The organism is Brevibacillus sp. RS1.1 (genome assembly GCF_013284365.1).
Classification (GTDB): domain Bacteria; phylum Bacillota; class Bacilli; order Brevibacillales; family Brevibacillaceae; genus Brevibacillus; species Brevibacillus brevis_D.
This window is the reverse complement of sequence record NZ_JABSVA010000014.1, coordinates 64,791-78,855: the sequence shown is the minus strand read 5'-3', so window position 1 is coordinate 78,855 and position 14,065 is coordinate 64,791. Positions and strand designations below refer to the sequence as shown.

General features: G+C 48.3%; 13 protein-coding genes and 1 other RNA gene. 4 read left to right on the top strand and 10 right to left on the bottom strand.

Translation table 11 applies throughout. From position 1 onward, the window contains the following. Positions 1 to 131: 131 nt before the first annotated feature. The 4 genes from HP570_RS26895 to rnpB all read right to left on the bottom strand — a co-directional run bounded on the left by HP570_RS26895 (position 132) and on the right by rnpB (position 5,402). Positions 132 to 617: a MarR family transcriptional regulator gene (locus HP570_RS26895; RefSeq protein ID WP_173627739.1), complete on the bottom strand. Its 486-nt coding sequence runs from the start codon at positions 615 to 617 to the stop codon at positions 132 to 134. Between the two features lie 103 nt (positions 618 to 720). Beyond that, positions 721 to 2,232 carry a monooxygenase gene (locus HP570_RS26890; RefSeq protein WP_173627738.1) on the bottom strand — a complete coding sequence of 504 codons (1,512 nt, stop codon included), beginning with the start codon at positions 2,230 to 2,232 and terminating at the stop codon, positions 721 to 723. A 165-nt stretch (positions 2,233 to 2,397) separates the two neighbouring features. After that, the gene (locus HP570_RS26885; RefSeq protein ID WP_173627737.1) at positions 2,398 to 4,734 is read right to left on the bottom strand and encodes an S-layer homology domain-containing protein; all 2,337 of its coding nucleotides are present in this window, start codon (positions 4,732 to 4,734) and stop codon (positions 2,398 to 2,400) included. Positions 4,735 to 5,012: 278 nt separating this feature from the next. Then, an RNA gene (gene rnpB / locus HP570_RS26880) (RNase P RNA component class B) lies at positions 5,013 to 5,402 on the bottom strand. A 116-nt stretch (positions 5,403 to 5,518) separates the two neighbouring features. Here rnpB and HP570_RS26875 point away from each other — a divergent pair. Both HP570_RS26875 and HP570_RS26870 read left to right on the top strand, forming a co-directional pair. Further along, positions 5,519 to 5,827 (top strand): iron-sulfur cluster biosynthesis family protein, encoded by a 309-nt coding sequence (locus HP570_RS26875; RefSeq protein WP_173627736.1) that lies wholly within the window; start codon positions 5,519 to 5,521, stop codon positions 5,825 to 5,827. A 13-nt stretch (positions 5,828 to 5,840) separates the two neighbouring features. Then, complete coding sequence (locus tag HP570_RS26870; RefSeq protein ID WP_173627735.1) at positions 5,841 to 6,374, top strand: gamma carbonic anhydrase; 534 nt, start codon at positions 5,841 to 5,843, stop codon at positions 6,372 to 6,374. A gap of 94 nt (positions 6,375 to 6,468) precedes the next feature. Here the strand turns inward: HP570_RS26870 and HP570_RS26865 are convergent, their stop codons facing one another. Then, positions 6,469 to 7,152 (bottom strand): DUF1385 domain-containing protein, encoded by a 684-nt coding sequence (locus HP570_RS26865; protein ID WP_173627734.1) that lies wholly within the window; start codon positions 7,150 to 7,152, stop codon positions 6,469 to 6,471. Positions 7,153 to 7,229: 77 nt separating this feature from the next. Between HP570_RS26865 and yfkAB the strand changes: the two genes are divergently transcribed. Continuing rightward, on the top strand, positions 7,230 to 8,345 hold the full coding sequence (yfkAB, locus tag HP570_RS26860) for a radical SAM/CxCxxxxC motif protein YfkAB (RefSeq protein ID WP_173627733.1): 1,116 nt from the start codon (positions 7,230 to 7,232) through the stop codon (positions 8,343 to 8,345). Positions 8,346 to 8,376: 31 nt separating this feature from the next. After that, a complete protein-coding gene (locus HP570_RS26855; protein ID WP_012685866.1) occupies positions 8,377 to 8,631 on the top strand; it encodes an alpha/beta-type small acid-soluble spore protein in 255 nt (84 codons plus the stop codon). A 2-nt stretch (positions 8,632 to 8,633) separates the two neighbouring features. Here HP570_RS26855 and HP570_RS26850 read toward each other — a convergent pair whose 3' ends face one another. The 5 genes from HP570_RS26850 to HP570_RS26830 all read right to left on the bottom strand — a co-directional run bounded on the left by HP570_RS26850 (position 8,634) and on the right by HP570_RS26830 (position 13,929). Continuing rightward, positions 8,634 to 10,043 carry an MDR family MFS transporter gene (locus HP570_RS26850; RefSeq protein ID WP_173627732.1) on the bottom strand — a complete coding sequence of 470 codons (1,410 nt, stop codon included), beginning with the start codon at positions 10,041 to 10,043 and terminating at the stop codon, positions 8,634 to 8,636. Positions 10,044 to 10,224: 181 nt separating this feature from the next. Beyond that, the gene (locus tag HP570_RS26845; RefSeq protein WP_007724315.1) at positions 10,225 to 10,413 is read right to left on the bottom strand and encodes a hypothetical protein; all 189 of its coding nucleotides are present in this window, start codon (positions 10,411 to 10,413) and stop codon (positions 10,225 to 10,227) included. A gap of 100 nt (positions 10,414 to 10,513) precedes the next feature. Beyond that, entirely contained in the window at positions 10,514 to 10,855 is a 342-nt protein-coding gene (locus HP570_RS26840) for a LysM peptidoglycan-binding domain-containing protein (protein WP_012685864.1), read from the bottom strand. A 150-nt stretch (positions 10,856 to 11,005) separates the two neighbouring features. Next, positions 11,006 to 12,226, bottom strand: a complete 1,221-nt coding sequence (locus tag HP570_RS26835; protein ID WP_173627731.1) for a metal-dependent hydrolase family protein — start codon at positions 12,224 to 12,226, stop codon at positions 11,006 to 11,008. 167 nt (positions 12,227 to 12,393) lie between these two features. After that, the gene (locus HP570_RS26830; protein ID WP_173604363.1) at positions 12,394 to 13,929 is read right to left on the bottom strand and encodes a fumarate hydratase; all 1,536 of its coding nucleotides are present in this window, start codon (positions 13,927 to 13,929) and stop codon (positions 12,394 to 12,396) included. Between the last annotated feature and the right edge of the window lie 136 nt (positions 13,930 to 14,065).

Here is a 14,065-nt window from a genome sequence, read left to right as displayed (position 1 = left end):
TGTAAGGTGTTTTGATCCCTGTCCTACAAACGGGGGTCAGTTCCGTGGGGTAATTCGGCTTTTTACTTATCGAAAGTTCTGTTCACAGACATAGGACACCATCAGTCGATGGCGCCCCTTTGTTTCCGTTCTTAGAAATCCCAATTCAGCAAGTCCTCCAGCAATTCGCGGGAAAATGCTAATTGCTCCGGTGTGTATTTATCCAGAAAGCTCTTAAAACGCTGTTCAATGTCCTGATGCAACTGGTGATGAATCTTATGCAGCTTTTGTCCCTTTGCGGTTAGCCGATAGTACACTTCTTTCTTATTATCAACCAGCTGTTGCCTTTTAATTAAATCAAGCTTCCATAGCTTTTTGCTGATCCGTGTTATGGACCCTTTCGTTAAATTGACTTTTTCCGAAATCGTGGTGACATTGATGGGACCATGATCCCCAATACAGGCAATGAAATGAATTTCGGATAGGGTAAGGTTTAGCTTCATCCCCATCTCGGATTCCAGCTTCTGCATCTCTTCTGCCATTCGCGCAGTCAATTTGCTTTCTCGCAGCTCTTGCTGCGTGACTAGCTGTATGTAAAGCTGTATGATCCGCTGCTTGGAAAGTTCTGTGCTTTGCATATCATGTCTCCTAGATTACCATCTCATCTCCCCTCCATTATATACTGATTGTTTCGAGAAAAACAATTTCATTTTGTTTTGCACAAAACAATTTTGTTTTCAATCAATCATGTCCGCACCAGTAGGAGATTCCTTTCCGAATAGCTTCCAGCGGATTAGACTCCTCTTGGGAAACAGCCCACGCGACATATCCATCCGGTCGAATCAACGCTGTATGCACGTCATGCCAATCAGCAGCTCCCTTTGCAAGCGAAGCACGAACTACATGGATATGTTTATATTTCGACGAATCGAGAGCTTCATCCAATCGTTCATCCGAGCCCAAATGTAGCAAGAGGAAGGAGCCAGAATGAAAAAGCTCGTACGAATTCTGGCACTCACCGTTCTCCAGGCACAGATTCAACTCTGTAAAACGTCGACCGTTCAATACATGCGACGGCATCTCCCCAACCAGTTCATACTGGACATTGAACGCAGAGATTTGGGTAGCCAACCGATAATTTGCCTCGGGTATTTGCAGCAGGTCGGACACCATATTCCTCAAAGCGATAACGGATGGGGAGAATTCCGAACTACCGAATAGCAGTGATTGCATCTGTGTATTCGTAAGTAATGCGGTATTGATGGGGAAACGCTCCGTATGATAGCTGTCCAACAGCCAATCCGGTGCCCAGCCTTTTAAATGGGCCGCCAGCTTCCAGCCCAGGTTAATTGCCTCTTGCAAGCCAACGTTCATCCCCTGTCCTCCGGCTGGAAAATGAATATGCGCCGCATCTCCCGCCAGGAAAATCCGCCCTTCTCGATAACGCTGAGCTTGCAAGGTCGTATTGCCAAAACGAGTCATCCAAAACGGATCGGCAATTCCAAAATCGTCTCCAAGAATACGCAGCAAACTAGTGCGCAGTTCCTCCAAGGAAACGGGCTCTTCCTTTGGTACAGCCATTCGCTCCGTATCGATCAGTACCACCCGATGCATCCCTTTTGGCAAGGGTACAATCATGACCAAGCCTTGTTCATTAAAGTAGGAAGGAGCTCCTGATTCCGGCGGATTTTTCAAAACAACATCCCCTTGCATAGCCGTAAAGGTCGCATTCTTACCGACAAACGGAATGCCTGCCTGCTTGCGGACAATGCTGCCAGCGCCATCTGCACCGACCACATAGCTTGCTGTCAGCACAGCCTTTCCATTGGGCCCGGAAGTCTCAACCTCAGCCCCATGCTGATCTTGGTGTACGGCCACTACCTCCTCTTCCCTCCGTATTTCTACCCCTAGACTTTCCGCCCACTCCTCTAGTACCTTCTCCGTGTCATGTTGGGGAATAATCAGGGTGTAGTTGGAGGAAGAATCCAAGACTGAAAAATCCAAGCGTGTATCAAGCGCAGCAAAATGCGTCGTCGAAATCGGCTTTCCTCTCTCGAGTAATTTCGCCTTCAACCCGCGCATATCCAGGATTTCCAGTGTGCGCGGATGTATCGTGAGCGCCCGTGAATACGGGGTCGTTTCCTTTAAGCGCTCAAGTACGCATACCTTCACTTTAGCCAATGCCAGCTCTCCAGCCACCATCATGCCAACTGGTCCACCACCAACAATAATTACTTCATAATCGACCTGCATTAAAATCACTCCTATTTTTGTTTTGCACGAAACAAAAATAATATATCATATCTTCTTTTCATTGAAAACCGTTTTCAATTAAATACTTTTTAAAGCCTATGCCAACAACTGAAAAGGCGACCCCTTCTCCTCGAATGGAGGAAGAGATCGCCTTTTTCTATTTTCTTATCGTTTTGCTACGACAATGGCATAGACAAGACCTTGATCATTTGTCCACAAATCCACTTTGTCCTTGGAGGAAAGCTCGCTTTCTTTCATGTCCTTACCGTTGTAGTATTTGATCTTCGCGTCTTCTGTCAGCTTCAAGCTCGTCGATACGTCATCGAAAAATACGTATTTGTCTTTGTTTACGCGGGATTCAATTCCGACGAAACGTACGTTTTCCTTCGCCAGTTTTCCACTGACGGAAGCAGCAATGACATCGCCGTCACGATCCAGAGTCAATGTCACGTACTCAAATTGATCGACATCTTCAATCGCGTCCTCATCCGTTACATCGTACGTCTTGCCGTTAACCTCTACTTTTGCGGAAGTCACCTTGCCGTTATCGTTACGGACCTCAACTGAGTCAACCACGCCGCTTACTTTCTTAGGCGCACCTGTAATGGCTTTTACTTTGCCAGCGTTGTTGAGTGTCAGCGTGTACTCGTTGTCGTTGGATGCTGCATCGCTGTCAATCGTAACCCCGGACAAGAGCTCATACACTTTCCCGTTCACGGTAATTTTGGAACCGGATTTTTTCGTCACGTATCCTTTTACGGTTTGCTTTTCCAAAGTCAGCTCCACAATGTCATTCGTTCCAACATTGTATTTCCACGTAAGGATGCGGTGGTCATTAAACTGATCGTTTTTAATCGTCGTTGGAGATACGGAGTTGCCATCGACAGTCAGCTTCGCGTTTGTCAAGATATCGTAGGTTTTCCCGTCGATTTTCACAGTTGCCAGTTTTCCTGAGGCATACGCAGTTGTGTCTGAGATCTGTTTGTTCGTAGCTGCCCCTACACCCTGCTCTACTTTCACCAGGTTTCCATTTTTGTCAAACGTAAGCACTGCAATTTTGCCGCTCGTCAACTCATCCAGCTCATCTACTTCGTCTTCGTCTACGAACAACTCTGTATCTTCATGCACCTCGTAATTGACGCCGCCAACGCGAACCAGGTTTTTGTCTGTATCAACGGTGATCGTATCTGTGAAGCTCAGCTTCGTGTAAACAAGCTCAGATACTTTGCCGTCCACATTGAGTGTCAGCTCGACCAAGTCATCTTTTTCGATGTCAGAGAACGAAGCACTCGTTGCTTTTGCCTCTGGATGCGCCTTACCTTTGATCGTTGCTTTGGAATCCAGCGTGTAGGTCGTGCCGTCTACTCTCAGCTCTTTCTTCGAGTTGGAACCGCTCACGGAAGATACTTTTTCCACGATTCCTTTTGTCGTGTTGTCGCTGATCGTGATGGACTTGATTTTGCCATTGTCACCAACCACTGCCACAAACTTTTGGCCGATGTGAGAGCGGCTTACATTTACGCCATCTTCTACTTCCAAAACAACTTCTCTTCCATTGACGATTGCCTTGAATTTCTTTTCATCGCCTACAGCCGTTGTAAAATTAAGGCCAGTCTTCACGATTCCTTCCACGATTTCGGAGTCAGAAGTAACAACGGTGAGGAAAGCCACTCGGCCATTTTTCGTAATGTATTCGACTTGCGCGCCTACGATCAGATTGCCGTATACTTGCGCGGAATCAGCCAATTCGATTTCTTTGTTTTGTCCGACTAGCTTCAGCTTTTTGCCAGACTTGTCATACGAAGCAACTGCGCCCTTCACTACTTGCAGCTTCTGATTGGTTCCTTTTGCGTTACCATCTTTGTCGTAGTACGCGCCGTTTGCGTATACAGGCGTTTCCATAAAGCGATCCGTGTACTTCGCGACGATATCACGCGGAGCTGCCGCTGTCGGTGTTTCCTTTGCATCGTAAATACCTGCTCTGTCCGCTTCCAGCAAGTATGGGATGTACCACTCGCTTGAGGCTGATGGACGAACGTCAATCTTCAAGCCTTGTACGTAAACAGTCAACGCTTCCGCGATTTTTACGTTGTTGTTCGGTTTGAAGGTTCCATCTGGATATCCCTTGATGATGCCTTGGGATACCGCAAGATTAATGTACCCTGTTGCCCAGTGATCTGATGGCAGATCTTTAAATGCGGTCTTTCCTTGCAGGAGCTTTGCTTGCGCGTCTGTGTACCCCAGTGCCAGCACCGCAACTTTGGCGAACTCCGCTCTCGTCACTTCTTTATACGGTCTGAAAGTACCATCTGTATAACCCTTCAGAACACCCGCATAGTTCAATTTCAGAATCGCGTCTTTGTTCACGTTTCCTCCGATGTCGGAGAATGGCAGTGCCGTAGCAGCCCATCCGGTACCCGGCAACGCAAGCGATCCTGCCAGAACCGCAGTCGCTACTAATTTTTTAAAATCCTTGGTTGCTCGATTCTTTTCTTTTTTCAAAATAAACCCCTCCATCACTGTAACCGTTTATCAGTTCTTTCTCTCCAGCAGACTCTCCCATTTGAAGAAATGATGGAATAGTCCACAGTAGAACTGTTTTCTTCGGCTGAACGCTCTTTTTAGACGACACGATTTCCGAAAAAGTTTCAAAGCTTGTTCGGGTAAATCATTCCACTGCTCCTCAAACATGGATAGGTAGCGGGTTCACGATATTTCGCAGAACGTAAAAAAACCACCTGAGGTCTCAGGTGGTTTTACGTTTTCATTCCAGCAGGAAATGCTATAAGCCAGGTTCTGTCTCTCCCGTGCTTCAAGCGGGGCAATCCCTCGCACCAAGAGCGGTAGCCATCTATCTATGGCATCCGAAGATACCATCCGTCCTTTCCGTTTGATTCCTTCAGGACGGTTCCCCTACCTAATTTGGGTTTCTCGCTCGCAGGGTTTACCGCGTTCCATCTTTTCTGTCGCCAGAAAAGCTACGTTTCTGTGGCACTTTCAGCGTACTCGGGCCTCAGAGAGAGCCCTTTCCACGCCGTCAGCAAGGCTCAACACCTCACTGCCCTGGCTTGCACCAGGTACGAACACTCCAGGCATCTCAGCCTGGGCGAGCCTGGACTTTCCTCTACCGCCAATCGTCGAAACGATTGCGGCAGCGACTACCCACATTTCCTGCACATCAGAATCAGTAACATTTACTCTATCACATGCCTCCTACATGGTCAACAAGCAGGATTTGGAAGGGCCATTTGTAGTACAATAGAAATGGCTACAAGGAGGTATGACGATGATAACCATTACTCCAATTGCGGCGGTACGTCTTGCACAAATGATCGCGGAAGAATCGGATGCAGAACAGCTCGGAATCAGACTCGTCCCGACTACGACGGGTTGTGGCAGCTATACATATAGCATCGCCATTACGGAAGCGGACAAACATGATGTCACCCAAGAAATAAGTGGAATTCGTTTCTTTTATCAAACACATGAGATAGACCAGCTTTCCGGGACAGTCATCGACTGCGATCCTGCAACTGGCCGCTTCTCTATTTTCCATCCGCGCCCGATGCAAACAGATTGCTCGCTTACTCATTGATTAGGAGGTAACTATGCTGCTCTTATCATTTGAAAACATCAAACCGAAGATTCACCCTACCGTTTTCTTGGCAAAAGGCTCTGTCGTTTCTGGCGATGTCGAAATCGGCGAGGATTCTTCTATTTGGTACAACACTGTGATCCGCGGGGACATCGCTCCGACCGTCATTGGAAAACGCGTCAGTGTCCAAGACAACAGCACCCTGCACCAAAGCCCGAACAACCCGCTGATCCTTGAAGACGAGGTGACCGTTGGACATAACGCCGTTTTACATAGCTGCGTGGTACGTCGCGGCGCATTGATTGGAATGGGTGCGATCGTGTTGGATCGTGCGGAAATTGGAGAAGAAGCGATGGTTGCTGCGGGTGCACTCGTTCCTCCTGGCATGAAGGTGCCACCTCGCTCGCTTGTTGTCGGCAACCCAGCAGAAGTAAAACGTGAACTCAACGAGGCAGACTTGAAAGAATTCGTACGCATTCGCCAATCGTATGTGGATAAAGGAAAGATGTATCGCCAACTGGAAGAAAGCCCGCTCGAACGGGAGTAGGAAAAAGAAAAGGGAGGTCGAGGGCGCATAAGCACCTTCTATCCTCCCTGTTTTTTATGATTGGCGATCCAAGCCGATTAACACCGCTTTTTCCTTACGAAGCATTCTGCAATCGATCTACCTCACGAATGTGCTCAAATAGCATATACGAGCGGATCGCTGTCTCTAAATGAAGCTGATCCGGTTCTTTGGTCGTGCTGTATTTTTGAAAGAAAGCCGACAGCCTGTAAAGAAAACCGAAATATTTACGCACGTAGCGATCACCGAGCATGCCAACAAGCAGTCCTGCTACCCCGCATGCGACGCTCCATTCTAAAGGTAAAAAGAATACAGACAAGATGAATCCTGTAAAAAACCACACGACCAGATTCGTCGAGCAACCGTCATTCACGATATTTGCCCGTTGAATCTCATTCAGTGCTGCTAGTGACTTCTTCCCTCCATAGCTAAACACTTTATGTTCTGCACCGTGAAATTTTTTCATCTTTTTCGGAAAAACGAAGTGAAAGCCTGCGATGTATACAGCTACCCACATCGGATCGAGGATGGCCCAGTCTGGCTTCACGATCGCTGCTAGTACATAACCAGCAAGCAGGAGATGAAACAATTGATAGTACCACGGGAAGGAGAAAAAGATTCGATACCAGAGCTTCCCTATCGTTTTCAATGTGATTTTTTCCGCCCACATATGAATCACGCCGTCTTTTACTTCCGCGCAAGCCAGCACATTTCGATCATGAAAAAGCACACCGCGTCCAAAAGACATCCCCATAATCATCTCGTTAGCTATTCTCCTTCCGCCCTAATGTCGTTATAATAGGTTGAGTTGTACGCAGAATGAAGGAGGTTTCACAATTGATCCGCATGGTTCCAACTACACCATTAACACCTTTACACGATCCATGGGAGCCGTTGTTCAATGCGACACCCCCCGCCTATAAACTTACCAGCGTCGAGTTTACTGTAACGAATCTGTGCAATCTCCGCTGTGAGCATTGCGCGGTTGGTGATACATTGCGATACAAAGACGATCCCGCTCTTCCTGTTGATCTCATACTCCGTCGTCTCGATGAAGCAAAAGATCTGCTTACTCTCAGTATAACAGGCGGAGAACCGATGTACAGCGAGCGCACCGTGAAAACTGTGATCGCACCTATTCTACAATATGCTGCAGATCGTGGGCTGCGGACGCAAATCAACTCCAACATGTCCATGCCGTTTTCTCGGTATGAGTTGATCCTGCCTTACATCGATGTTATGCATATTTCATGGAACTGGTCTACTCCCGAAGAATTCCATGATATTGTTTACGCAAAAGCACGGCAGCCGGTTTCAATGAAAAGAGCGGAAGCACAATTTCAAGAGATGATGGAAAATGCACGCAAGCTCTCGGAAGCAGGTGTATTTGTCTCAGCCGAAACGATGCTGAATCATCGCACATGGACAAAGCTCGATACCCTCCACCGTCAAATTCAGGAGATGGGCAGCAAGCGACATGAGGTACACCCGATGTATGCGAGTGATTTTGCCCGTGATCTGGATGTCCTTTCGCTCGATGAGCTCCGTCAAGCCATTCATCGGATGCTCGATGTACGTAATGAAGATTTGTGGATGCTTTTCGGGACGCTTCCGTTTTTTGCTTGTAGTTCTGAAGCAGCAGACAGGGAATTGATCAGCAGACTGCGCTCTGCGAAAAATGTGACGACTCGCAATGATCCAGATGGTCGGAATCGTCTAAACATCAACATTTTCACCGGTGATGTCATCGTGACCGATTTCGGGGATGTAGAGCCATTGGGCAATATTCAAACCGATCAGCTCCAGTCGATGTTTGAAAAATGGCAAGAACACACGCTGAATCAGAAGATCAATTGCTTCTGCCCTGCTGCTGGATGTGCAGGACCGAACCTGCTCGTTGCTAATACTTACTATCAGGAGACTGATTTTACTCTGCGAAAAGCACTCGTCTAATTGGGCACACTAGGGCGTGAGGTGATCTACCATGAGCAGACGCAAACGCCCTCTCGTCCCCGAGGCGAGAAAAGGGCTAGACGCCCTAAAAGCGCAGGTTGCACACGTTGCTGATCCTGCGCAGGCCAAATTCGAGGTCGCAGAAGAAATTCATGTCCCATTGCAGCCCGGCTACAATGGGCAGTTAACCTCTCACGATGCCGGTCGAATCGGAGGACGTTTGGGCGGCAGTATGGTCAAAGAGATGGTTCGGATGGCAATGGAAGGTATGAATAAAAAACCGTAATTCTATTGTTTGGGAACCCCGCTATTTGTTGAATGCGAATGGCGGGGTTCTTTGTCGAGTAATCGAGTATTGCCAAGTCGAACACTGGCTATCAAACTGATTCCAATCAGAATCAAACCAGTGATAAAGACGTCGTGCAAAGCTTCACTAAACACCAGTCCTCCCCGCATCCGCCATTCTACGATGCTCCCAAACACACTCACTCCAATCGTCCCCCCAATGGAACGAAATAATTGCGATGTCGACATGGCAACACCCCGATCTTCCGGTTTGACAGCGCTGTGTGCTGCTGTACCGAGTGCCGGATAGATTGCCCCCATGCCTAGACCTGTGACAATCATGTAGATAACGAGCTGTGCGTTCGTTGTCTCTCCATCCATGGTGCTTAGAAGGAAGAAGCCTGTCGCCATGATGAGTAGGCTGGGAATCAGAATCGCCCGAAATGAAGCTTTTGCCATCCATCTTCCCCCAATCGTCGAAGAAATCGCTGCGGACAGCATGAGTGGGACTAAAAGGAATCCAGCCTCTGAGGGACTCGCACCGCGTACCCCTTGGACGAACAGAGGGACATATGCGATTGCACCGAACAAAGCGGCACTCACAAAGAATCCTGCGAGATTGCCATATCCAATGGCCGGAATGCGAAAGAGGGAGAGCGGAAGCAGGGGCTCCTTTGCTTTGGTTTCAATCCAGATGAACAAGCCGAGAAATAAGGTACCTGCTCCCCCTAATCCGATCTTGTATTCCCTCCCCTCCATGACAAGGGACAGCAGGATGAGAATGATGGCTGCACTCAAGCTAATCGCCCCGTACCAGTCGATGACTGACTTCTTATCGTAGTGCCGCTGTTCACGAAAGGCTAGCGCAATGATCAAAAAGGCAGCGATTCCAATAGGAAGGTTGATAAAGAAGATCCATCCCCATGGCAGATGCTCCACGATCATTCCTCCCAACGAGGGACCGATTATACTCGTCATGGCAAAGACAGCTCCGAAAAGTCCTTGAAATTTGCCTCTCTTTTCGGGTGGATACAGTTCACCCACAATGATGAATGCAACCGGCATTAATGCCCCAGCTCCCAAACCTTGAACACCTCTCGCTACAATAAGACCCGTCATGGAATTCGCCATGCCGCACAGGAGAGATCCTAAGAGAAACACAAACAACCCGATCAAATACATTTTTCTCGCTCCAAACAAGTCCGCCATTTTCCCATAGATGGGCATGCTCGTGGTCGATGTGAGCATATAAATCGCGAACACCCAGCTATAAAGAGATAGACCTCCCAGCCCTTTCGTAATTGTCGGCATGGCAGTTGAGACAATCGTCTGATCCAACGCTGACAAGACTAACCCCATCAGCACTCCACCCGTGACTAAGCCTACGCGACGCTTTTCCTTTTCCATCTCCATCGCACTCCCCTTTTTGAAGTAGTTGATAACAGCTCCAAAAATATAAGGGAATTTTTAGAAAAAGAGTAGACTTTTTCTTTCCGATGAGTTATTCTGATGATAGAGTCTGCCCCTAGGAATCACGAATGAATTATAAATAAAAACCGCCTCCATTACGGACGCGGTTTTTTTGTTTTGCCATTCATCTCAGCTTGTCGAGCTTTTTGGCACTTGCCTTACGAGGTCCAAGCATCGCCTTACCTATGTCGCCCACTTTGTTTACAGAGTCAAAAACTTGGTCGATCACATCCACTAGTTCCCGAATCTGCACCACTTTTCCATAGACGCCCATGAAATGGTGCCGGACGTTTTTTCCATTTAACCCTAGCATGGCCGCACCTCCTCTTAATCCTCTCGTATCACTTTATGCAGGATCAAGCGAAGAGGAAATTGCCAAATGTGGAAAATTATTTGGCCCTCTATCCAGCTGCTTAGCGTGGACGAGGCGTAGCGGTCGGACGCGGGCGCGGAGGTTGTGTCGGCGTAGTGGCCCGCTCCAGACGAGTGACACGGTTCTCCAACCGATCTACTCGATTATCCAGCCTGCGAAAGTCTTCACGCAGCGCATCTACTCGATTCTCCAGTCGATTCAGACGACGCTCGACATCCCCACCAGGAGCCGGTGTGGGCGTAATTGGGATGTACAAATTTTGACCAACGTAAATGTAGTAGGGATAGGCGACATTATTCACACGGATCAATTCCTGAACGGATACACCAAAACGAGCCGCAATGCTGTTTAGCGTATCTCCCGAACGGACTACATAGTTCACGAATCTCACTCCTTTTTTCTGTGATCATTCGCTATTAACCTATGCCCGCCCTGGTACACGCGCAATAAACCAATACCCATTTTGGCTGAAAATAGTCAAACACCCAGTACAAACGCCGTTACAAACCTGAAAGAGCAAGGCTCAGTCCCATCAACACTTTGAATAGACAGAAACACCCTCAAGAAACACTTCCTCTACTTGCTTCAATTCCTCTATCTCTTGTAATGGATCACCTTTTACCACAAGCAAATCTGCAAAATAACCTGGCGCTAACGTCCCAATCTTACTTCCTTGGTCCAGCACCTCAGCTGCGTTTTGAGTAGCAGCCTGGATCGCCCGAATTGGCTCCATCCCCAGCTCCACCATCAGCTTGATTTCCTCTGCCACAGGCGTAATTGGATAGCCTTCCAATACGATATCCGTACCCGTAGCGATTTTTACGCCTGTATTCATCAATTGTACGAAGTTCTCGCGATACGCCTTTTCTGATTCGATGAAAAAGGCTCCCTGCTCGATAATCTCTTCGCTCAAGATGCCTTGATTCGCCTGTTGCTGCTCATTCCAAATATGCTTGTAATAATCAGCAATCTGGAAGAAGGTAACCATAGTCGGTACCCATACCAGTCCTTTTTCTTTCATCTGCTCTGCTTGTTCAACGGTCATAAACGTCGCATGCTCGATCGTATCAAATCCCGCATCAATCGCCATCTGGATCGCCGGTTGAAGCGAGGCATGTACACAGCATTTTCGTCCCAAGCGATGAGATTCATCAACCGCCGCATCCAGCTCCTCTTGTGTGAACTCCGGCGTTGGTGTACGATGGCTCGTCATGAGCTTGATCCAGTCTGCTCCTGCTCTTACTTGTTCACGTACGGCTGTCCGCACGTCCCACGGACCATTTGCTTCTCGCAGGGCACCCTCTAATTGCCAGCCGTGCCCCCCGGTCATAATAATCCCTTGGTTTACCTGAAAAAGACGAGGGGAAACAATGAAGCCGTTCTTTGCTGCCAGCTTCAGCGTACTGCACAATCCATCCGGTGCTGCCACATCACGGATCGTCGTAACCCCCAAGGAAAGTGCCTCTTTCAAATTCGCTGTCGCCAGTAAAGCCACGAGTCCGTCGTTGTTGCGATACTCAGCGGAGTCTGGTTTGCTCCACCAATACCCGATGTGAACATGTAAATCGATCAAGCCTGGCAAAATGGAGCATCCGCTGTACCGCTTTACCTCTCCTTCCGATATGGAATTAGTAAGCTCCGATTCTGTCCCCACTGCTACAATCTTTCCTCGCTCATCAACCCCGACAGCGCCTTGTTCAATTACATGCTCCCCATCTCCGATAATGACGCGATCAGCAATCAACCATTTCATTTCTGTCCCCCCTGTCAAAAATGAAAATCCATCTGTCCGCAATCGTGGTTAGTTCCTCGAAAGTTCATCATCTATCCGACTATTTCCTTCTCCTCCCTCGTCTAGTTTGAAAAAAAAAAGCCTCCGACAGCACGTGAAGTGCGCCAGAGGCTTTCGTGTTACATTCCTTATTTAAATACAGGTGCAGCAAACTGAGCCAATTTCTCAGCAGAAGACTTTTCCACATCCGCGTGCAAGCTGTTGCCATGGGAATCCATGGTGACGATTGCTGCGAAGCCTTTTACGCGCAGGTGCCACATCGCTTCTGGAATACCGAATTCCATGAAATCGACACCTTCTACTTTTTCCAAGCATTCTGCATAATACTGAGCTGCTCCACCAATCGCATTTAAGTACACAGCGCCATGCTCGTTCAATGCTTTCAGGGTTTTCGCACCCATTCCGCCTTTTCCGATAACGGCACGGATTCCAAATTTCTTGATGATTTCGCCTTGGTACGGCTCCTCGCGAATGGAGGTAGTCGGGCCAGCCGCTTTTACATGCCACTCGCCTGCTTCGTCCTTCAGCATGACTGGACCGCAGTGGTAGATGATGCCACCGTTCAAGTCCACTGGACAGTCATGATCCATCAGGTAGCTATGCAGGGCGTCGCGTCCTGTGTGCATTTCACCATTGATAATGACCACATCGCCCACTCGCAGGCTGCGGATTTGTTCTTCAGAGATTGGCGCTTGCAGAACAACCTCTCTGCGCTTTTCGCCCGCATCGTCCGTAGCTGCTACAGGGGACAAGTCCATCGCCACTTCTTCGTCTTTATAGAGGTAACGGAGGATTTCACCAGTCTCCGGATTCAGGCGAACACCTTGACGGCGGAATGCCCAGCAGTTGTACGCAACGGATACGAAAAAGCTCGCTGGCAGGCGGTTTTCCACACCGATTTTACAGCCCAAGAGAGTCGAGTTACCACCAAAGCCCATGGTTCCGATTCCGAGTTGGTTCGCTGTTTCCATAATGTAGTCTTCCAAAGCAGCCAGATCAGCAATTGGATTCACATCGTCCACTTTGCGGAACAATTGATGCTTCGCCAGTGCATAACCGGAGGTGCGATCGCCACCGATTCCTACGCCGATGAAGCCGGCACTACAGCCTTGTCCTTGCGCTTGATATACCGCATGCAGAATGCACTTGCGAATACCATCCAGGTTGCGGCCCACTTTGCCCAGGCCTTCAAGCTCACAAGGCAGGGAGTACTGGATGTTTTTGTTCTCACAGCCGCCGCCTTTGAGAATCAGCTTGATTTCGATTTCATTCTCTTCCCATTGCTCAAAGTGAATGACAGGAGTACCTGGTCCGAGATTGTCCCCTGTGTTTGTACCTGTCAAGGAATCTACGGAGTTGGAACGCAGCTTACCCGTTTTGGTTGCTTCTGCAATCATTTCTTTGATGGCTTGTTTAATAATCAACTGGTTGACTCCAACCGGAGTTTTCACTTCGAATGTAGGCATCCCCGTATCTTGGCAGATCGGAGAAACATTTTCTTCTGCCATGACGACGTTTTGCGCAATTGTAGACAAAGACAGCGCTGCACGTGTGCCAAGATCCTCTTTCACTTTAGCTGCATTGACGGCACGACGCACGTCTGGTGGTAGATTCGTAGAAGTATCCGTGATGAGTTCCAGAATGCTTTTCTTCAAGTTTTCCATCTATGACGCCCCTTTTGACGTAGTGGTGTAAATGGTAGCATAAACCGCCTATTATTATAGCACACGCTCCCCCACCTGTCCGTAGATTGCTGCCCAAAGAGTGTGTGAAACATTCCGTAAACGTGCGTCGTCTTAT

What these genes read in the sequence shown, in the direction of transcription:
- HP570_RS26895 (WP_173627739.1), bottom strand. Translation starts at nt 617, where the DNA reads ATGCAAAGCACAGAACTTTCCAAGCAGCGGATCATACAGCTTTACATA.
- HP570_RS26890 (WP_173627738.1), bottom strand. Translation starts at nt 2,232, where the DNA reads ATGCAGGTCGATTATGAAGTAATTATTGTTGGTGGTGGACCAGTTGGC.
- HP570_RS26875 (WP_173627736.1), top strand. Translation starts at nt 5,519, where the DNA reads ATGATAACCATTACTCCAATTGCGGCGGTACGTCTTGCACAAATGATC.
- HP570_RS26870 (WP_173627735.1), top strand. Translation starts at nt 5,841, where the DNA reads ATGCTGCTCTTATCATTTGAAAACATCAAACCGAAGATTCACCCTACC.
- HP570_RS26865 (WP_173627734.1), bottom strand. Translation starts at nt 7,152, where the DNA reads ATGATTATGGGGATGTCTTTTGGACGCGGTGTGCTTTTTCATGATCGA.
- HP570_RS26855 (WP_012685866.1), top strand. Translation starts at nt 8,377, where the DNA reads ATGAGCAGACGCAAACGCCCTCTCGTCCCCGAGGCGAGAAAAGGGCTA.
- HP570_RS26850 (WP_173627732.1), bottom strand. Translation starts at nt 10,043, where the DNA reads ATGGAGATGGAAAAGGAAAAGCGTCGCGTAGGCTTAGTCACGGGTGGA.
- HP570_RS26845 (WP_007724315.1), bottom strand. Translation starts at nt 10,413, where the DNA reads ATGCTAGGGTTAAATGGAAAAAACGTCCGGCACCATTTCATGGGCGTC.
- HP570_RS26835 (WP_173627731.1), bottom strand. Translation starts at nt 12,226, where the DNA reads ATGAAATGGTTGATTGCTGATCGCGTCATTATCGGAGATGGGGAGCAT.
- HP570_RS26830 (WP_173604363.1), bottom strand. Translation starts at nt 13,929, where the DNA reads ATGGAAAACTTGAAGAAAAGCATTCTGGAACTCATCACGGATACTTCT.